The sequence below is a fragment of the Gottschalkia acidurici 9a genome (genome assembly GCF_000299355.1).
Classification (GTDB): domain Bacteria; phylum Bacillota; class Clostridia; order Tissierellales; family Gottschalkiaceae; genus Gottschalkia; species Gottschalkia acidurici.
In genome coordinates, this window is record NC_018664.1 from 1383768 (window position 1) to 1404727 (window position 20960).

The window sequence follows — 20960 nt, forward strand, 5'->3', positions numbered from 1 at the left end:
ATAGATATTTTAAAGCAAAGCTACTATAGCCATAGTGAAAATAAATGATATGCTATATTATATAGTCTATGTGTAAAATGGGCAGTAGATTATAAGCTACTGCCTAGAAGGAGGGTTATCATGACCGATAGAATTCAAAATGTATTTAAGTATATTTCATTAATTTTGTTATTATCAGGTATAGCTGTATGGATATGGTATGTTGTAACTATTATAATATTAGGCAGAACGCCTTATGGAGAAATTTTGATAACTGTGCCAATAGGCATGTTTGGAGTAATGACAGGTCTAGTATCTAGAAACAAGAAGTTAATAGTTTTAAATACTATACAAGCATTGGCTTTACCAGTATTGTTTTACATTGCTTCTTTTCAGGCAGCAGCAGAGTTAAAAAATAGATAAGAAATGGCAATTTTAAGCTATAGTGAGTTTTAAAATAGTTTTTGATATAAATATATAGTTAAGTTTCAAAACTCTTTGAAATTGAAAATAGAAGGTTTGAATACAAGGGTAGGTTATAGATTAATTTCTATAGTCTACCCTGTTTTTTATATCCAAATGTTTAAGTTATAGCTTAAATCAGCAGTGTTTATCCAATTCGTGTCCAGTCATTGGAAAATATGGTATAATGAATCAATTAAAACCTAGTACAGCTTAAATATTTTAGTTATGCGAATTTAAACTTGAGAGAGTTGTGATTATTATATAATTTAATTCGTAATAGTTAGGAATTGTAAACTAAACATTATTAAAAATAGAAAAGAAGGTAGAAAGAATGAATTCAAAAATATTAAGATGGGCTATCATTATTTCTATAATAATCATTGGGTTAGGAATCTATTTTGTTCAATTTACTGCTTTGGGGTATAGAATGACAGTATCATTAAGGGATTTTCAAGAATTGGATGACAATATATATGTTTATAATAGTTATGGCATAGACGATAAAACAATTCTGGAAGTGATTTCAGAGGCAAAAAAACGTGTAAGAAATTTTTATGGTGGGTTACAAAGTAGTCCTGTTATTATTCTTAGTGACGATAAAAAAGTGCTAGATAAATTGAATGGAGACCATGACATAATGACAGCAGTTTTTGGGAATGTGTATAGTTATATTTCTGTTTCGTCTGAATATTTTGATGTTGATATATTAGCACATGAAATGACACATGCAGAGACACATGCAAGGCTATATAAGGGAAAGATATGGTATTCTGCAATAGTACCAGTTTGGTTTGATGAAGGCATAGCTTTACAAAATGATTACCGCGAGCAGTACAGTGAAGAAACATGGGTAGAAAAAACGGATAATGGGACGAATATAATATCATTAGATGAAATGGATACATCAGAAGAATTCTATAAAGGAACTAAGGAAGATAGGAGATTTCGTTATATGTTAAGTCGACATGAATTAAAGAACTGGATTGAGAAGAAAAATGTTGATTCTGTAAACGAACTATTGGAGAGAGTAAATCAAGGTGAAGATTTTGATACGATGTACTTTGGATATTGGTCGTAATACGAACTACTATTAATTCGTACTATTATTTTATGTTGTACAAAACTTTTAATTAATAAGCTATAATAGAATTTTTATTAATAAAGGGTAGATTATAGAATGATCTCTATAGCCTACCCTATTTTTTATATAAACATTTACTTTATAATCTTAAAGTGCTATATTTGTATAGATTATGTCCAACGATTGGAAATCATGTTGTATAATACATTGATTAGAATATGCTAAATATTTATGGATTTAAAGTAGTGTTCCTGAAATAAATGTCGGCAATACTTTATTAAGTGCAATGGCAATTTTGGGGCAAAGCTTCGAAATCTTATTTTTAAACTTTCATATACAAGCATAATTTGTTCAATTTAGTAGTTTAAACAGGATTAAGATTTGTTGTTTTGTAAGATGTATAAGGAGTGAAGGAATGGAAAGAAAAATTCGCAATTCTGCAAAGGCTTTGATTATCAAAGACGGAAAAATGTTAGCATCAAAAATTAATGATAATGGTGAAGTCTTTTATGTAATGCCAGGCGGTGGTCAGGATTCAGAGGAGCTGCTGTCGGATGCGGTAAAACGTGAATGTGCAGAGGAAATGGGCATAATGGTAGAACCAAAATCATTGGAGTTTGTAGTGGAGGGGATGTATGGAGAACCTTTTCACAGAGTCGATTTAGTATTCTTATGTGATTATATTGGAGAAATAAAGAACGCTAAAATACTTGGGGATAAAAACCAAGTTGGATTTGAATGGATTTCTATTGAAAACTTGATGAATGAACCCCTATACCCTTCAAAACTTCGTTCTCAAATAATTCGTTTTTTTAACAGTGAAAAAACAGATGTTTACCTTGGAAACGAAGTTATGGAGTAGTTATAAAAAATAAGTATTGTTTTAATTATGTATATATTCTTATATATCTATTATGGCTTTCGCCTGATACAGTCCGCTTCCACCATTTCATAATTTAATTTTAATTTAAATATTTACAGGGTAGATTATAGTTAATTCTATAATCTACCCTGTTTTGTTGCAATAGAATAAGAAATCCTTAACATTTCCAAGTAAGTTTAAGTAATGATAAGTAATCTAAATAAGTAATTACGATGGATTCAGCTATATTGCTTATTTAGAGAAAACCTACACATTAAATCTAAATACAACTACATCTCCATCTTGCATAACATAATCCTTACCTTCTAGTCTTACAAGACCTTTTTCTTTGGCTTTTGGATATCCACCACATTCTATTAAATCGCCGTAGTTTATAACTTCAGCTCTTATAAATCCTCTTTCCATATCAGTGTGTATCTTACCAGCAGCTTGAGGAGCTTTAGTACCTATTTTAATAGTCCAGGCTCTTACTTCTTTAGGACCAGCAGTTAAGTAACTCATAAGACCTAGAAGTTTGTAGCTAGCCTTTATAAGCTTGTCTAAACCTGACTCTTTTAAACCTAAGTCATTTAAGAAAGCTTTCTTCTCTTCGTCGTCTAGCTCTGATACTTCAGCCTCTATTTGTGCAGATATAATTACTGCCTGAGAATGTTCTTTAGAAGCATATTCTTGAACTTCTTTAACGTATTCATTTTCAGGATTAGATATAACGTCCTCTTCTGAAATATTAGTTACATATAGTATAGGCTTATTAGAAAGTAAATTAAAGCTTTTTACTATAGTAACTTCATCATCATCGAATTCTAAAGATCTAACTGAATTTCCATCTTCCAAAGTTCCTTTAATTTTTATAAGTAAATCAACTTCTTTTTGTAAAGACTTATCACTTTTCAGTAATTTTTGAGCTCTTTCAATTCGTTTTGTTACAACTTCTAAATCTGCTAAAATAAGCTCTAAGTTTATAATCTCGATGTCTTCTATAGGGCTTATTCTTCCCTCAACATGAGTTATGTTTTCATCTTCGAAACATCTTACAACATGAACAATTGCTTCAACTTCTCTTATATGAGAAAGAAATTTATTTCCAAGACCTTCACCTTTACTAGCACCTTTAACAAGACCTGCTATATCAAAGAACTCTATAGCAGTTGGAACGCACTTTTCAGAGTCAAATAATAATCTTAATCCTTCAAGTCTTTCATCCGGAACAGATACAACACCTACGTTTGGCTCTATAGTACAGAAAGGATAGTTAGCTGACTCAGCACCTGCTGAAGTGATAGCATTAAAAAGTGTACTTTTCCCTACATTTGGTAAACCTACAATACCTAATTTCATGTATATCTTCCTTTCAAGTAATTAATAATATTAGTAGAATCTTTTAAAATATCAGATTAAATTATACATTAATATGACCATTACTTCAATAAAACGCTATGTTTATTTAAATAAAATAAATGTGTTAACGTAAAGTTAACAATTACTTAACTGTTTCTATACAAAACTAACAAAAATTCTTGGTAGAATTTGAATTGTAAACGAGACAAGATACATAAAACTTGAAAGAGGGGGAATACAATATGTCAATACTAAAAAATTCAAAATTAAAGGCTTTATTATTAGTACTAGCTTTATCAGTTTCAGTATTTGTAGGTTGTTCTAAGAGTGAAAATGATGTAAATAAAGATCAAGGACAAGAGCAGTCAACAGGTGAGAATAAAGAAAGTGATAAATTAGAGGGAGCTATATCATTAGCGGGTTCTACTTCAGTAACTCCTTATGCGGAGCAATTAGCAGAAGCTTTTAAGAGTAAGAATCCAAATGTAGAGATAGATATACAAGGTTTAGGATCATCAGCAGGTATTAAAGCTGCTAGTGATGGAACAGCAGATATTGGTATGTCGTCAAGAGAGATTAAGGAAGACGAAAAAGGTTTAGGTTTAACTGAACACGTAATAGCTCATGAAGGTATTGCAGTTGTAACTCATCCAAGTAATCAAGTTAAAGATTTAAATATGGATCAAATCAAAAAGATATTTAAAGGTGAAATTAAAAACTGGAAAGAAGTTGGCGGAAAAGATGCTGAAATATTACTAGTTAGCCGTGAAGCTGGATCAGGTACTAGAGGGGCTTTCGAAGAACTAGTTGGACTTGAAGAAAAAAATGCTGATGGCAAGAACGTAAGTGTATTATCAAAAGAAGCATTAATAGCTGATGCAAACGGAGCTGTAAAACAAAATATAGCTAGTAAAGAAAATGCAATAGGATATTTATCACTAGCATATGTAGATAAATCTGTAAAGCCAATTACTATAGAGGGTGTAGAACCTAAAACAGAGACAGTACTTTCAAAAGAGTATAAAATATCTAGATCTTTTCTACTATTAACAAAGGGAGAAGAAAACAATATTGCTAAAGCTTATATTGACTTCATTCTAAGCCCAGAAGGACAAAAGATAGTGAAAGAAAAAGGTAGCTGTACCTGTTAAATAATTAAGTTAAACTCCACATTGGCTTGTGGAGTTTAAACCTTTAATATAAGTTTAGAAAGGATAATATAATGATAGAAAATAATAGATTATCTAAAAAACAAGAAGATGAAATGAAAGTTAACAAGTTAGAAACTACATTAGAAAAAATTATAGAAAGTATATTTTTTATCAGTGCATGCGTAGCTATAATAAGTGTTGTTGTAATAACAATTTTTATATTTGCTAAAGGTGGACCTGCTATTTTTAAAATTGGTATAAAAGAATTTATATTTGGACAAGAGTGGAATCCAACTGGAGATATATATGGAATTTTTCCAATGATAATAGGAACGTTATATTCTACGATTGGGGCAATTATTATAGGTGTACCAATAGGATTATTTACTGCTGTTTTTATTGCTGAAGTTGCTCCAAAGTGGATTTCAAATATAGTTCGTCCAGCAGTTGAGCTTCTAGCTGGAATTCCATCAGTAGTATATGGTTTTTTTGGACTAATAGTTATAGTACCACTAATAGATAAGTATCTTGGCGGTGGAGGAAACAGTTTATTAGCCACATGTATTATTCTAGGTATAATGATACTACCTACTATAATAAGTATATCTGAAACATCTATAAGATCAGTTCCAAAAACATATAAGGCAGCATCTCTTGCGATGGGTGCGTCGCATATTCAAACTATATTTAAGGTGATTTTACCATCTGCAAAGTCTGGTATTATGACATCAGTAGTACTAGGGATAGGAAGAGCTATAGGTGAAACTATGGCTGTAATACTTGTAGCAGGAAATACACCTACAATCCCTAATTCACTATTAGATAGAGTTCGTCCTATGACTGCTAATATTGCTATAGAAATGGGATATGCTTCAGGCTTACATCAAGAGGCATTATTTGCTACAGGAGTAGTTTTATTTATATTTATTATGGGATTAAATATAGCACTTAATACAGTTATTCATAAGGCTGGTGAAAAATAATGAATAAAAGAGCACTAAAAGACGGAATATCTAAAGGTATTATATGGTCATCTGCCCTAATAACAGTAGGGGTATTATTATGGATAGTAATATATATTGTCATGAATGGTATAGGCGAGATAAATAAAGAATTTTTGACAACAGCACCAGTAGGAGCTGAAGGTGGAATATATCCTATGATATTTATAACACTATATATGATTATATTAACTATAGGAATAGCCACTCCAATAGGAATTTGTGCTGCTATATATTTAGTTGAGTATGCAAAGCCTGGTAAAATTGTTAGACTGATAAGATTTGCAACAGAAAGTTTAGCAGGAATACCATCTATTATATTTGGATTATTTGGATTTATTATGTTTGTTACTACATTTAAACTTGGTTGGTCTATATTAGCAGGAGCTCTTACGTTAAGTTTAATGATATTACCTACTATAGTCCGTACAACAGAAGAGGCATTGAAGTCGGTACCTAACGCATATAGACAAGGGAGTCTTGCACTTGGGGCTTCAAAATTTAGAACTATTCTACTTGTAGTATTACCTAGTTCTATTCGTGGAATAATGACATCTGTAATTTTAAGCATAGGAAGAATTGTGGGAGAGACAGCAGCTGTGTTCTTTACTGCGGGAACTGTAGCAAGAACACCAAATTCTGTAATGGATTCAGGGAGAACTTTAGCTGTACACCTTTACATCCTAGCTAAAGAAGCACTATCCTTTAGTAAGGCGTTTGCTACTGCTACAATACTAATTTTACTAGTACTATTAATTAATATTATAACTAATAGCTTTGGATCAAAATTGAAGAAAGACTAGCTGGATATAAGTTTTTATAGGGGTGAAGATATGTCAAATAATAAAAAGTCTAAGATATCAGTTAAAAATTTAGATCTTTTTTATGGTGAATTTCATGCATTAAAGGATATAAATATTGATATAGAGGAAAATAAAATAACAGCTTTAATAGGTCCCTCAGGATGTGGAAAGTCTACTTTCTTAAAAACATTAAATAGAATGAATGACTTAGTTGAGGGTGTAAAAATAACAGGAGATGTACTACTTGATAAAAATGATATATATAATAATATAGATATAATGAAACTTAGAAAAAGAGTAGGAATGGTATTTCAAAGTCCAAATCCATTTCCAATGAGTATCTATGATAACATAGCTTATGGACCTAGAGTTCATGGAAATAAGAAAAAGGAAGATTTAGATGAAATAGTTGAAAAAAGTCTTAGAAATGCAGCTATATGGGATGAAGTTAAAGATAGACTTAAAAAAAATGCACTAGGACTATCAGGTGGACAACAGCAAAGACTATGTATTGCTAGAGCCTTAGCAGTAGAGCCTGAAATTCTTTTAATGGATGAGCCAACATCAGCTCTTGATCCTATAGCTACAGCTAAAATAGAAGAGCTTATAGAGGACTTAAAAAAGGATTATACTATAGTTATAGTTACACACTCTATGCAACAAGCAGGTAGAATTTCAGACAATACGGCATTTTTTCTTATGGGAGAATTAATTGAATTTGATAAGACTAAGAATATTTTTTCAAATCCAGGAGATAAGAGAACAGAAGACTATATAACAGGGAGATTTGGTTAAAAAGGGGGATTAACATTGATGTTAAGAAAAAGCTTTCATCAAAAATTAGATCAATTACACGTTTCACTTTTAGAAATGGGATCGTTTGTTGAAAAGGTTATACAGCTATCTATAGAAGGTTTAGAGAAACAAGATGTTGAGAAGTCAGAAGAAGCAATAAAACTAGATGATAAAGTAGACGAAATAGAATTAGAAATAGAAAAGCAGTGTCTTGAACTACTAGCTTTGCAGACACCTGTTGCCATTGATTTAAGAAAAATTAGTACTATATTAAAGATGATAACTGACCTAGAGCGTATAGCAGACTATGGAGTTAACATAGCTTTTGATACTAAAAGAATGGGTAGTAAAAGTTTTATAAAGCCTCTAGAGGACATACCTAAGATGGCGGATATAACAAAAACTATGGTTAGAAGAAGTTTAGATAGTTTCGTAAAGGAAGATCCTAACTTAGCTCAAGAAGTAGCTGAAATGGATGATATTGTAGATGACCTATACCATAAAACTTATGATGAACTTGTATCAATGTTAGGTAAGGATGAAGAAAATACAAAGCAAATAGTTCATCTATTGTTTATAAGTAGACATCTAGAAAGAATGGCAGATCATGCTACAAATTTATGTGAGAGAATAGTATATATGACTACTTCTGAAAGAATGGAATTTTAATTAAACTATCTTAAAGTAAAAGATTAATTTTACTTTAAGATAGTTTTTTAAAGTTTTGCAAATAAAACTTAAGAAAATGGCAAGACTAATCAAAGGAGGTGTTTTAAATGAAAAAAATACTTATATTGGTTATGTCTTTGGTAATAGGTTTAGCAACAATTGGGTGCAATCAATCACCAAAAAAGGTTCAGCAAGAAAATAATAAATCACAAAACGAAACTCAGCAAGAAAATAGTAAAAATATGAATACTGAAAGCACTCAAGAAAAAAAGAGAACAATTCATGAAGGTGCACTAAAAGGAGAATCTATAGCTGACAAACTAGTTATGGAAAAAGGAATAGCGGATGCTTCAGTAATAGTATTAGAGAACGAAGCACTCGTAGCAGTAATTCTATCAGAAGGTGAAACTATGACAAAGCAAATTACAGATAAAATAAAAGAAATAGTTAAATCTTCTGATAAAAACATAAATAAAATAGCTATAACACAAGATAAAGACATGTTTTTTAAAGTAGATAGTATGGCTCAAACTATGATGAAAGAAGAAAGGCCTGATTCAATAAAAACAGATTTTGATAATACGATAAAAAATATAGGAATAGAGAGTATATAAAAAATTATCCTACCCTAAAATGTTCATATTTTATAATTTAAATAATATTAATAATAATACTTAAAATTATTTAAAGAGAGAAGGTGAACTATGGGTAGGATAAATTCTTTTAAAAAAGAGTTAATATATTATTTTTTTATTTGTTTTTTTGGTATTTTATACCTATCATATGAAGAACCAAAAGAGAGTATATTTTTGATAATTTCTTTTTATTCAATTTTCAAGATAGTAAATAGAGAAGAGTATAAAATAAAAAAAGCAGAGGTAACTAGACATCTAATACTAAAATTAGGAGTACTTATATTTGGATATATAATCGCCATAATATTTTTATTTTCTAAGAGCTATAAAATAAACTTAAACACAACTAATAACTCAGCAGTGAAAGAGGAAAAAGCAGTACTACTAGTTTACCAAGGTGAAAATGAGAAATATAATATGAAGAGTGAGCTAGCTAATATAAAGCTAAATAAAAGTATGTTGGAGAAAATAAAACCCCTTTAATATTAGCTAAAAATAAGAGTCAATATAGAGATATAGGAAAAAGCAGTTATAAAAAAACACATTAGTATTCAAACAAAAACTAGAAGAAAGATTGTCTTCTGATAAGTATAAAGTTTACATAGGGTTTTTAAATAGTAGTAATTATATAGAGGAGAGCTTAGTTAACATAAGGAATGATGGATATAAAAATGTCATTGTAGTTCCTATGTTTGCAAGTAAAGATGAATCATATAATATATTGGAAAATAGAATAGATAAAATGAAGTTATTTAATTTAAATATGAACATAAAGTATACAGAGGCATTAGGCAATAGTGACAAGCTGGTTAAATCTTATATGAATAAAATAAGCAAGTATATAGTAAAAGAAAAAACATCTTATACAGGAGTAATATTAATAGGATCAGGAGAAGGAGAGATAGAAGAAGATCTAATGTTTAGGAAAAAATAAAATATTTTTGCAAGAGTTTTCAGAACTAGAAGATCAGAAGGTTAAAAATCATGGTTTAAAAATTCGTCTAATAACTATGTAGACACGGTTAAAAGCGTATTAGAATATGGTGTTGGAAAAATAATAATAATTTATACTAAGCCTGGTGTTACAAATATAGAGAATACAGAGATACTAAGAAAAATAACAAAGAAAGTAAAATTTCCAGAGGAAATAGATATAAAAATAATAGATGGATTTATAACAGATGATGAGCTAGTAGAAGAAGTAAAAAGTAGAATAGAACTACTAGACCTTAAAAAGTGGTATTAAATATTGACTTTAAAGGTTCAGAGAATTATAATTGGAAACTATAGAAAGTTAATACATACAAAAACTTATTATACAAAGAGGAGTGATAGTTTGGATCCAGTAGCTTTTGAGATATTTGGAATGTCAATACGATGGTACGGAATACTAATTTCATTAGGTGTCTTATTAGGAACAATAATAGCAATGAAAGAGGCTAAACGAATAGGATATAGTGAAGATACAATAATAGATTTATTATTATTTGCTATACCTATCTCTATCATAGGGGCTAGATTGTACTATGTTGCTTTTTCATGGGATCAATATAGCGGAGATATACTATCAATAATAAATACTAGAGAAGGCGGAATGGCAATACATGGAGCATTAATATCAGCTATATTAGTTGCTATTATCTTTTGTAAGGTAAAGAAGATAAACTTTTGGACTCTAGCGGATATATTAGCACCGAGCATTATATTGGGACAAGGAATTGGAAGATGGGGAAATTTTATAAATCAGGAAGCTCATGGAGGGCCAACAAACCTACCTTGGGGTATAATTGTAGATGGTCAAAAAGTGCATCCCACTTTTTTATATGAATCATTATGGAATATAGCTGTTTTTTTATTTTTGATCTGGTTTAGAAAAAACAAATCTAAAGTAGAAGGTGAAACTTTTCTATTATACTTAATACTATATTCTTTAGGTAGATTCTTTATAGAGGGTTTAAGAACAGACAGCTTAATGTTTGGTATACTGAGAATAGCTCAGGTTATTAGCTTAATAGCAATTATCATAGCATCGATTATATTTGTTCTAAGAAGACGTAAAAACGAAAATAAAATTTAGAAACAAAAGTTAGAAAAGTATAGGAAATAAAAGATATATTATGTTTGAAGTATAATATAGTTGTAGACATAAAATACACAACATTGACATAAAACTAGAAAATGTATTAATATATATATACTTATAGATAAAGGTGGGGTATTTATGACACTTAATGACGAAATTATAAGCTTAAGGGATATGCTTCATGAGTCAATAGGGAATAATGACGATTATGATATTATTTACAATTTAAGTACAGAATTAGATAAATTAATAGCTATGTACTATTGTAAAAATCACTCTTATAAGGTGAAAATAAAAGCATCATAAAATTATACATAAAAAAATAAATCTCCATATTTTATTTAGTCCTTTTATGATGATAGAAGGGCTTTTTTGTTTTAAAAAACTTTAGCAATAAAGAGGATTTTGAAGACTAATATAGAAATAATAAAGTTAGTATTAAATTAGACAAAGAGGTGTATTTATTGAATTTTAATCATATATCGGTACTTTTAGAGGAATGTATAGATGGACTTAATATAAAAGAAAATGGAATTTACGTAGATGGAACACTAGGTGGTGCAGGACATTCTAAAGAAATAGTAAAAAAGCTTAAGTCTGGAAGACTAATAGGAATAGATCAAGATACTAATGCAATAAAAAAAGCTAAAGATGTATTAGAATCTCATATGGATAAGGTTACTATTGTTCATGATAACTTTAAAAATATAAAGAATATACTTAATGACTTAGAAATAGAAGGTGTAGATGGAATTCTTTTAGACTTAGGAGTATCCTCCCATCAATTGGATGAAGGCGAAAGAGGTTTCTCATATAATCAAGATGCATATCTAGATATGAGAATGAATGTAAAACAAGAACTGAAAGCTTGGGACGTAGTAAATGAATACTCTAAAAAGGAAATTGAAAGGATAATCAAAGAATATGGAGAAGAAAGATGGGCCAGTAGAATAGCTCAATTTATAGAGGATGAAAGAAATAAAAGTGCTATAAATACAACATGTGAATTAGTAGAAGTTATAAAGAAAGCAATTCCAAGTGGAGCAAGGAGAGAAGGACCTCATCCTGCTAAAAGGACATTTCAAGCAATAAGAATAGAAGTTAATAATGAGCTAGGTATATTGAAAGAAACTATAATAGATGGATGCAACTCTCTTAATAGAGGGGGACGATTGTGTGTAATTACCTTCCATTCCCTTGAAGATAGAATAGTTAAAGAGACATTTAAAGAACTGAATCTAGAATGTACATGTCCACCTGAATTTCCAATTTGCCAATGTAATAAAAAAAGAGAAGTAAAAATAATAACACGAAAGCCAATACTGCCATCTGAAAGAGAATTAGAGCTAAATCCAAGGTCTAGGAGCGCAAAGCTAAGGATTATTGAAAAAATCTAGGAAAAGGAGATAATTTGTTCTAAACATAAGGAGAGGTGAATAAATTTGGTATTAGCTAAAAGAGAAAAGAAAACTTATCCTAAAAAAACAAAGAAGAATAAAAAAAAAGAAAAACAGAAAAAGAAGATAGATGCTAAAGTCAAAATAAAACTTAGTATACTATCATATGCAGTAATATTTGCCTGCTCTTGCATATTTCTATTATCAAGATACGCTCATATAACTGAAGTTCAAATGCAAGTAGATAAAATTAATAGAGAAATATCTGAATTAGAAGAAGAAAACCATGTACTAATGTTAAAACTTGAAGAGATAAAAGATTCAGGATGGATAGAGGAGCAAGCAAAAGTAAGAATGAATATGAGAAAAGCTAATAGTGATCAAATAGTATACTTAAATGTTAAATAGGACTAATATAAGTTATAGTTGGGAGGGTTTTATGTGAAAGGATCCACTATTTCGAATAAAAAAAGATTAGTGGCATCGCTACTCTTTGTCTTAACACTTGTTTTTTTACTAATAATCAGAACAGGGTACATACAGATAGTAAAAGGTGAAGAATATAAAAAGAAAGCTTTAGGTCAATGGACTAGAGGTGTGCCAGTTAGACCCAAAAGGGGTATCATATACGATAGAAATGGTAAAAAGTTAGCGGTAAGTGTTAGTAAAGAAACCATATGGTGTAGACCTGCAGAAGTAAAAAAAGGTAATGAAAGAAAAGTAGCAAAGGAATTAGCTCAGATACTAGATTTAGATGAGGAAGAAGTATATAAAAAAGTTACTAGTAAGCAGAATCTAGTTAAAATAAAGCAATGGGTAGAAAAAGAAGAAACTGAAAAGATAATGAGTGCAAAACTAAGTGGAATAGAAATAGCACAAGATAATAAAAGATATTATCCAAATAAAAACTTCGCTGCTCATATTATAGGTCATACAGATATAGATCAAGTTGGACAGTATGGCGTGGAAAGAATGTTTAACAAGTATCTAACAGGAACACCTGGAAAGATAGTGAAGACGACTGATGCAAAAGGAGGTCAGCTTCCATACAATTACGAAAAGTTATATGAAGCTAAAGATGGACTTAATGTGGTTTTAACTATAGATGAAACTATACAGCATTTTGCTGAAAAACTAGCATTACAAACGAAAACTAAACATAATGCTAAAAATGTTTCTATAATAGTTATGGGTGTAAAAGATGGAGATATTCTTGCCATGGCAAGTAAGCCAGATTATGACCCTAATGATCCAAGAGAGCCTGTAGATAAAGATTTAGCTGAGGAATGGGAGAGTCTAACATCAGAAAAGAAACAAGAAAAGTGGTTTGATATGTGGAGAAACTTCCCTATAAACGACACCTATGAGCCTGGATCCACATTCAAAATAATAACTACTGCTTCGGCATTAGAGGAAAACTTAGTTAATTCTCACAGTCAATTTTATTGTGGTGGGAAGATAACAAGAGTTAAAAATGGTGGATCATGTGTTAGACCTCATGGAAATCAGACATTAGCAGAGGCAGTAAAAAATTCATGTAACGTTGCTATGGCTGATATAAGTCTTGGTTTAGGAGCACAAAAATTTCATGAATATATAAAAGCATTTGGATTTGGAGAAAGCACAGGAATAGCTTTAACAGGTGAAACTTCGGGACTAATACCACAAAATCCAAATGGAATTTCAGACCAAACCTTAACTACTTTATCTTTTGGATATGGTGTAGCCACTACACCTATACAACTCATAACTGCTGTATCCTCTGTAGCAAATGGTGGAAATCTTATGAAACCCCAAATAGTTAAAGAGTTAGTAGATGATAAAGGAAAAGTAGTGAACAAATATGAACCAGAAATTGTAAGAAAGCCTATATCTAAAGAAACATCTGATAAAATGCTTGAAATATTAGAAGGTGCTGTTAAAGGTGATGCAATAGAAGAAGATATGGTTCCAGGATATAGAGTTGGTGGAAAAACTGGTACAACAAAAAAAATAGTAAATGGAAGCTATCAATCAATATATATTTCATCGTTTGTTGGAGTAGCGCCTATAGAAGATCCTCAGATAGCAGTGTTAGTAGTTGTAGATGAGCCAGATTCAGCTAAAGGAGGATATTATGGAAATCTTGTAGCTAAACCACCTGCAGGAGAACTAATAAAAGAAACTTTAGAGTATCTTAATATAAAACCTACGCAGACTTCTGGACAAGAAAAACCTAAAGAAGTAATAGTTCCAGATGTTAGAAATAAGACTGTTGAAGAGGCTGGAAAGATAATTTTAGAAGAAGGACTTGATTATGAAATGGATGCATATTATGTTGAAACTAAAGATAAGATAAGAGAACAATTCCCAAGTCCAGGTACTAAGGTGAATAGAGGATCTACTGTAGAAATATATATAAATAATAGAGAAAGTAAAAAAGAAGAAGATTAAAAATTTAAGGCAACTTCAAGTTAATAATACTTGAAAGTTGCCTTTTAAGTAGACTGTAACAAAATTTAAAATTATGATATTATTTATTAGTGAAAAAAATTAAATACAAGAGGTGTAGTAGATGAAATTAAATAAGCTTATCGATATAGAAAATCTTTTGGATGTTAAAGGTTCTCTAGACATAGAAATAACAGATGTAGTATATGACTCTAGAAAAGCAAAGGATGGGTGTGTTTTTGTAGCTATAGAAGGATTTAAAGTAGATGGTCACAACTTTACTGAAGAGGTAATAAAGAAAGGTGCTAGAGCCATAATCGTTCAGAGAGATATAGACTTAGAAGAAAACATAACAGTGATAAAAGTTAAAAGTACAAGACTAGCTTTAGCAGAGATATCTTCAAACTTTTATCAAAACCCTTCATCTAAATTAAGTTTAATAGGTGTGACAGGAACTAATGCTAAGACAACAACAACTTATTTAATACAATCTATACTTGAAAATGTAGATAAGAAAACAGGAATAGTAGGAACTATAGGAAATATAATAAATGGTAAACTATTTAAAACAAATAATACAACTCCTGAATCTTTAGAACTCCAAAAGACATTCTCTAACATGGTAGAATCTAAAGTAGATAACTGCATAATGGAAGTATCGTCTCATGCTTTAGATTTAAATAGAGTATCTTACTGTGATTTTGAGACGGGAATATTCACTAATTTGAGTGTAGATCACTTAGATTATCATAAAACATTAGAAAACTATCTTGATGCAAAAATAAAACTTTTTTATATGACTAAAAAATATAATATTATTAATGCTGATGATGAATATGGTAAGAGAATTATAGAGAAAATAAAAAATATAGATACTCCTCTATTAACTTATGGAATAGAGAATAAATGTGATATATATGCTACAGATATAGTGTATCATTTAAATGGTGTTGAATTTAGGCTTAATACTCCTAAGGGAAGCATAGACATAAAAATGAATATACCAGGAGAATTTAGTGTATATAATGCACTTACGGCTGCGTCTTGTGGATATGCTTATGACTTAAGTTTAGAAGATATTAAAGTAGGATTAGAATCTGTAAAAGGCGTAAAAGGTAGATTTGAGGTAGTTGATACTGATAGAGACTTTGTAGTAATAATTGACTTTGCACATACTCCAGATGCATTAGAAAAGGCTCTAAAATCTATAAAAGAATTTGCAAAAAGAAGATTAGTAGTTCTATTTGGTGCAGGTGGAGATAGAGATAATTCCAAAAGAGCAACTATGGGAGAAATTGCAGGAAAATATGCTGACTTTTCAATAGTTACTTCAGATAACCCAAGAAGTGAGGATCCAACAAAAATTATAGAAGACATATTGATAGGTACTAAAAAGTCAACAGAAAATTATATCGCTATTACAGATAGAAAAGAAGCAATAAAATATGCAATAGAAAACAGTAAGACGAATGATATTATATTACTTGCAGGAAAAGGACACGAAACTTATACTATTATAGGTGAAAAAACTTTACCTTTTGACGAAAGAGAAATTGTAAAAGAGATATTAGCAGAAACAGAATTAAAAAGATAATAAAGCATACACACTAGAGAGGAGAGAGAATGATGTTAGAGTATAAGGACATTATAAGAGTTATAGTAGTAGCATTTCTTATTACTTTAATACTAGGACCTATACTGATACCACTTCTTAAAAGATTAAAAGTAGGGCAAAGTATAAGGGAAGAAGGACCTAAAACACACTATAAAAAAAGTGGAACACCAACTATGGGTGGAATTTTAATGATAGCAGCACTATTAATTACTGTGCTGACTTCGGGGCTTATGAATAGAGATATGTTAGTACTTATATTATCTACATTAGGTTTTGGACTTATAGGGTTTATTGATGATTTTATAAAGGTTGTACTTAAGAGGTCTTTAGGCTTAAAAGCATACCAAAAACTCATTGGACAAATAATATTGGCAGTAATACTGGCTGTATATCAGTCAAACAATTCAATACTAGGAACGAAGCTTATAGTTCCATTTTTAAATACAACTATAGACTTAGGATTACTATACATCCCGTTTATAGTATTTGTTACAGTAGCTACTGTAAATAGTGCCAATCTAACAGATGGATTAGATGGATTAGCTTCTGGAGTTACGCTTATAATACTTTCATTCTTTAGCTTAGCAGCTTTAAATATGGGGATGGGAAGTGTAGCTGTGTTTTCAGCAGCATTAGCTGGAGCATGTTTAGGTTTTTTAAGATACAATTCACATCCGGCGAAAGTATTTATGGGAGATACAGGTTCAATGGCTCTGGGGGGAGCAGTGTCGGCGATAGCAGTACTGCTAAACTTTTCACTTATAATACCTATAGTATGCGGGATATATTTTGCAGAGGCACTTTCAGTTATAATTCAGGTTATATCATTTAAATTTTTTGGTAAAAGAGTATTTTTAATGAGTCCTCTTCACCATCATTTTGAACAAAAGGGATGGAAAGAGACCAAGGTTGTTTTAGTATTCTGGGGTGTTACGCTTATACTATGTTTAATAGGTGTATATAGTTTAAATTAAATTGTTGAAAAGTAGGCGATAAAATATGGATATAAAAAATAAAAATATACTAATAATAGGATTAGGAGTAAGTGGAGTATCAACTGCAAAAGCAATAAATAAATTAGGTGCAAATATATGGATTGTAGACTCTAAGTGTGAGGATGAACTAGTTGAATATATAAGAGAACTTGAACAAATAGATGTAAAATATTTCTTAGGAAATAGTGATGTAGATTTAGAACATATAGATATAGCAATTAAAAGTCCAGGTGTACCATTAGAGATTCCTATAATAAAATCATTAAATGAAAAAAGTATAGAAGTAATAACAGACATTGAACTCGCATATAGATTATGCGAAAATAAATTTATAGCAATCACTGGTACTAATGGAAAAACAACAACAACTACACTTACTGGAGAAATATTAAAAAATGCAGATAAAAAATGTCATGTTACAGGAAATATTGGGGTAGGAATACTTTGGGAAGTGGTGAACTCTTCAGAAGAGGATTATTTTGTTATCGAAGCTAGTAGTTTTCAATTAGAAAGTACTATTAAATTTAAGCCAAAAGTATCACTTGTTACAAACATTACTCCGGATCACTTAAATTGGCATGGAACATTAGAGAACTATATAAAATCTAAGAAAAAGATATTTAAGAATCAAGATAAAGGTGACTTTACAGTATTAAACTATGATGACCCTGTACTTAGAGATATGGAAAAAGAGCTAAATTCTCAACTAGTATTTTTCAGCTCAAAGGAAAAGCTGAAAAAAGGCTTATATATAAAAGACGACTATATAGTTATAAATGATGGTAAAGAAATAACAAAAGTAATAAAATATGATGAATTAAAAATACCTGGAAAACATAATCTAGAAAATGCACTATCATCTATAGCAATTTGTTGGGCTTTGGGAATAGATATAGAAATAATAAGAAATACTTTAAGAAGTTTTGAGGGTGTTGAGCATAGATTAGAATTTGTTAAAGAAATAAATGGAGTTAAATTCTATAATGATTCTAAAGGAACTAATCCAGATGCATCTATAAAGGCTATAGAAGCAATAAATTCTCCAATAATTTTAATTGCTGGAGGAATGGATAAAGGTGGAGAATTTGAAGAGTTTATAAGTAGTTTCGATGGAAAAGTAAAAGTATTAGTACTTTTAGGAGAAACTGCTGAGAAGATAAAAGAAACAGCAATTAATAAAGATTTTAAGAATATATATATAGTAAAAGATATAAAAGAAGCTGTAAAAAAATCTTTTGAAATAAGTGATATTGGTGACAATATATTATTATCACCAGCATGTGCTAGTTGGGATATGTTTAAAAGTTATGAGGAAAGAGGAGATGAATTTAAAAATTCAGTATTAACTTTAAGGGAGGCTTAAGGATGAAAAAAAAGAAAGCCTGTGATTTTACTTTAATGATATCCATATTATTGCTAACCTTTATAGGAGTAATAATGGTATTTAGTTCTAGTTGGCCTGATGGATTAGATAAGATGGGAAATGGATACTTCTATCTTAAAAAGCAGCTTGTAGCGGCTATATTAGGTTTCGGAGCTATGATTTTCTTTATGAATTTTGACTATAAAAATCTATATAAACTTTCAAGAATAATTTTTGCAATAGCGGTTGTTTCTGGATTACTTATAATTACACCATTAGGAACAACATTAGGAACGACTGCTAAGAGATGGGTTAACCTAGGGTTTACAACCTTTATGCCATCGGATGTTATAAAGCTAGGATCAATTATATTTTTTGCAGCATTCTTATCTAAAAGAAAAGAAAATATACAAGACTTTAAAAAAGGTTTCATACCGTCTATGATTATTGTAGGGTTTGTCTGTGGTCTTATAATAATTCAAAAGGACTTAGGAACTACAGCAACATTAGCTTTTACACTAGTAATAATGTTTTTTGTGTCAGGTGCAAAAATACAACACCTTTCCATGGTAGGAGTATCGGGAACAATAGCATTGGCACTTGCAATAATTCAACCTTTTGCAGATGCAGGAGAGAGGTATAGAATAAAAAGGGTAACTACTTTCCTAGATCCATTTAAAGATATTCAAGGGGATGGATGGCAAGTCGTACAATCGTTATATGCATTAGGTTCTGGAGGACTTTTTGGATTAGGACTGGGGAAAAGTAGACAAAAATTCTTCTATATACCAGAGCCATATAATGATTTTATATTCGCTATAATAGGAGAGGAATTAGGTTTCCTAGGTTGTGCCACAGTAATATTACTGTATGCACTTGTAATTTGGAGAGGTATAAAGATTGCGCTAAATGCAAAAGACTTTTTTGGATGTATATTAGCCACAGGTATAACTACACTTATTACAGTACAATCACTAATACACATGGCAGTAGTTACGTCTTCGATGCCAACGACAGGGATTCCCCTACCGTTTATAAGTTATGGAGGAACATCATTAATGACTTATATGGCTATTGCAGGAATACTACTTAATATATCTAGACATACAGAATTGGATAGGAGTTGAGTTAAATGAAAGTAGTAATAACTGGAGGAGGAACAGGAGGACATATATATCCGGCCTTATCAATTGCTAGAAAAATAAAAGATACATATAAAGATGCCGATATACTATATGTTGGAACAGAAAAGGGACTTGAATCTAAATTAGTTCCTAAGGAAGGATTTAATTTTAAATCAATAAGAGTAAAAGGTTTTTCAAGAAAGCTATCTAAAGACACAATAAAATCTATTAAAGAACTATTATTGGGACTAAACGATGCTAGAAAAGTATTAAAAGAATTTTCACCAGATGTAGTTATAGGCACAGGAGGATATGTATGTGGTCCACTAGTCTTGTTAGCATCTTTAAAAAGGATACCTACACTTATTCACGAACAAAATGCTTTTCCAGGAGTTACGAATAAAATACTTTCTAAATTTGTAGATATAGTTGCAGGAAGTTTTGAAGAGAGTAAGTCTAGATTTAATAATTCTGAAAAAGTAAAAATAACTGGAAATCCTATAAGACAAGATATATTGAATATAGATAAAGAAAGCGCATATAGTGACTTAAATATAGATAAGGAAAAAACTTTTATACTATGCTTTGGTGGAAGTGGGGGGCAAGAAAGTTTAAATGACTCTATATTGAGATTTATACACAAAAATATTAATAATAAAGATATTCAGATATTACATGTTACAGGGGAAAGATATTATGAGCAGTTTTTAAATGGGTTAGAGAATATGGGAGTAGCTAAATTAAATGAAAATATAAGAGTAGTCCCATATTTTTATGATATGCCTAAAGCTTTAAATATAGCGGATATAGCTATAACTAGTGCAGGTGCAATAACTATAGCAGAATTAACAGCAGTAGGAGTACCTTCTATATTAATTCCTAAAGCATATACTGCTGAAAACCATCAAGAATACAATGCAAGAGCATTGGAAAAAGAAGGTGCGGGTGTAGTTATATTAGAGAAAGATTTAACTCATGATGTGCTGTGTATGAAAATAGAAGAACTATTGTCAGATAAAAATAAATTAGGTCAAATGGCTCAAAATAGTAAGAGGATAGGAATTTTAGATGCAGATAAGAGAATTTTAGATTTAATAAATGAAATAATTGATAATTAATATTTTGGTAACACCTTATTAAGATATGCATACGA

The 20960-nt window shown here is 30.3% G+C and carries 21 protein-coding genes and 1 pseudogene; 21 read left to right on the forward strand and 1 reads right to left on the reverse strand.

Translation table 11 applies throughout. The features are described 5' to 3' along the window. Positions 1-120 precede the first annotated feature (120 nt). The 3 genes from CURI_RS06460 to CURI_RS06470 all read left to right on the forward strand — a co-directional run bounded on the left by CURI_RS06460 (position 121) and on the right by CURI_RS06470 (position 2387). A complete protein-coding gene (locus CURI_RS06460; protein WP_014967428.1) occupies positions 121-402 on the forward strand; it encodes a hypothetical protein in 282 nt (93 codons plus the stop codon). Positions 403-775: 373 nt separating this feature from the next. Next, entirely contained in the window at positions 776-1522 is a 747-nt protein-coding gene (locus CURI_RS06465) for a hypothetical protein (RefSeq protein WP_014967429.1), read from the forward strand. A 418-nt stretch (positions 1523-1940) separates the two neighbouring features. Continuing rightward, the gene (locus tag CURI_RS06470) at positions 1941-2387 is read left to right on the forward strand and encodes an NUDIX domain-containing protein (RefSeq protein ID WP_014967430.1); all 447 of its coding nucleotides are present in this window, start codon (positions 1941-1943) and stop codon (positions 2385-2387) included. Positions 2388-2654: 267 nt separating this feature from the next. Here the strand turns inward: CURI_RS06470 and ychF are convergent, their stop codons facing one another. Continuing rightward, positions 2655-3746: a redox-regulated ATPase YchF gene (gene ychF, locus CURI_RS06475; RefSeq protein WP_014967431.1), complete on the reverse strand. Its 1092-nt coding sequence runs from the start codon at positions 3744-3746 to the stop codon at positions 2655-2657. A gap of 242 nt (positions 3747-3988) precedes the next feature. On the opposite strand from ychF, the gene CURI_RS06480 reads away from it, so the two are divergent. The 18 genes and pseudogenes from CURI_RS06480 to murG all read left to right on the forward strand — a co-directional run bounded on the left by CURI_RS06480 (position 3989) and on the right by murG (position 20925). Continuing rightward, the gene (locus CURI_RS06480; RefSeq protein WP_014967432.1) at positions 3989-4897 is read left to right on the forward strand and encodes a phosphate ABC transporter substrate-binding protein; all 909 of its coding nucleotides are present in this window, start codon (positions 3989-3991) and stop codon (positions 4895-4897) included. A 71-nt stretch (positions 4898-4968) separates the two neighbouring features. Beyond that, complete coding sequence (gene pstC, locus CURI_RS06485; RefSeq protein WP_014967433.1) at positions 4969-5880, forward strand: phosphate ABC transporter permease subunit PstC; 912 nt, start codon at positions 4969-4971, stop codon at positions 5878-5880. Beyond that, on the forward strand, positions 5880-6701 hold the full coding sequence (pstA, locus tag CURI_RS06490; RefSeq protein ID WP_014967434.1) for a phosphate ABC transporter permease PstA: 822 nt from the start codon (positions 5880-5882) through the stop codon (positions 6699-6701). The genes pstC and pstA overlap by 1 nt, the downstream gene beginning before the upstream one ends. Positions 6702-6731: 30 nt before the next feature. Continuing rightward, positions 6732-7496 carry a phosphate ABC transporter ATP-binding protein PstB gene (gene pstB, locus CURI_RS06495; protein ID WP_014967435.1) on the forward strand — a complete coding sequence of 255 codons (765 nt, stop codon included), beginning with the start codon at positions 6732-6734 and terminating at the stop codon, positions 7494-7496. 18 nt (positions 7497-7514) lie between these two features. Then, positions 7515-8165 carry a phosphate signaling complex protein PhoU gene (phoU, locus tag CURI_RS06500; protein WP_014967436.1) on the forward strand — a complete coding sequence of 217 codons (651 nt, stop codon included), beginning with the start codon at positions 7515-7517 and terminating at the stop codon, positions 8163-8165. Between the two features lie 107 nt (positions 8166-8272). Further along, positions 8273-8779 carry a YhcN/YlaJ family sporulation lipoprotein gene (locus CURI_RS06505; RefSeq protein ID WP_014967437.1) on the forward strand — a complete coding sequence of 169 codons (507 nt, stop codon included), beginning with the start codon at positions 8273-8275 and terminating at the stop codon, positions 8777-8779. Between the two features lie 195 nt (positions 8780-8974). Next, on the forward strand, positions 8975-9283 hold the full coding sequence (locus tag CURI_RS06510; RefSeq protein WP_144276005.1) for a hypothetical protein: 309 nt from the start codon (positions 8975-8977) through the stop codon (positions 9281-9283). Positions 9284-9359: 76 nt separating this feature from the next. Further along, positions 9360-9734, forward strand: a pseudogene (locus CURI_RS06515) (CbiX/SirB N-terminal domain-containing protein); the annotation flags it as partial. A 402-nt stretch (positions 9735-10136) separates the two neighbouring features. Beyond that, positions 10137-10877, forward strand: a complete 741-nt coding sequence (gene lgt, locus CURI_RS06520) for a prolipoprotein diacylglyceryl transferase (protein WP_014967440.1) — start codon at positions 10137-10139, stop codon at positions 10875-10877. A gap of 144 nt (positions 10878-11021) precedes the next feature. Further along, positions 11022-11189 carry an aspartyl-phosphate phosphatase Spo0E family protein gene (locus CURI_RS15305; RefSeq protein ID WP_014967441.1) on the forward strand — a complete coding sequence of 56 codons (168 nt, stop codon included), beginning with the start codon at positions 11022-11024 and terminating at the stop codon, positions 11187-11189. 158 nt (positions 11190-11347) lie between these two features. Beyond that, positions 11348-12280: a 16S rRNA (cytosine(1402)-N(4))-methyltransferase RsmH gene (rsmH, locus tag CURI_RS06525; protein ID WP_014967442.1), complete on the forward strand. Its 933-nt coding sequence runs from the start codon at positions 11348-11350 to the stop codon at positions 12278-12280. Between the two features lie 45 nt (positions 12281-12325). Beyond that, entirely contained in the window at positions 12326-12688 is a 363-nt protein-coding gene (locus tag CURI_RS06530; RefSeq protein ID WP_014967443.1) for a septum formation initiator family protein, read from the forward strand. Between the two features lie 33 nt (positions 12689-12721). Continuing rightward, positions 12722-14713 carry a penicillin-binding transpeptidase domain-containing protein gene (locus tag CURI_RS06535; protein ID WP_014967444.1) on the forward strand — a complete coding sequence of 664 codons (1992 nt, stop codon included), beginning with the start codon at positions 12722-12724 and terminating at the stop codon, positions 14711-14713. A 121-nt stretch (positions 14714-14834) separates the two neighbouring features. Beyond that, on the forward strand, positions 14835-16304 hold the full coding sequence (locus tag CURI_RS06540) for a UDP-N-acetylmuramoyl-L-alanyl-D-glutamate--2,6-diaminopimelate ligase (RefSeq protein ID WP_014967445.1): 1470 nt from the start codon (positions 14835-14837) through the stop codon (positions 16302-16304). A gap of 32 nt (positions 16305-16336) precedes the next feature. Next, a complete protein-coding gene (gene mraY / locus CURI_RS06545; RefSeq protein ID WP_014967446.1) occupies positions 16337-17299 on the forward strand; it encodes a phospho-N-acetylmuramoyl-pentapeptide-transferase in 963 nt (320 codons plus the stop codon). Between the two features lie 25 nt (positions 17300-17324). Next, complete coding sequence (gene murD, locus CURI_RS06550) at positions 17325-18683, forward strand: UDP-N-acetylmuramoyl-L-alanine--D-glutamate ligase (RefSeq protein ID WP_014967447.1); 1359 nt, start codon at positions 17325-17327, stop codon at positions 18681-18683. Between the two features lie 2 nt (positions 18684-18685). After that, entirely contained in the window at positions 18686-19810 is a 1125-nt protein-coding gene (ftsW, locus tag CURI_RS06555) for a putative lipid II flippase FtsW (protein WP_014967448.1), read from the forward strand. A 5-nt stretch (positions 19811-19815) separates the two neighbouring features. Then, complete coding sequence (murG, locus tag CURI_RS06560) at positions 19816-20925, forward strand: undecaprenyldiphospho-muramoylpentapeptide beta-N-acetylglucosaminyltransferase (RefSeq protein ID WP_014967449.1); 1110 nt, start codon at positions 19816-19818, stop codon at positions 20923-20925. The last annotated feature ends 35 nt before the right edge of the window (positions 20926-20960 follow it).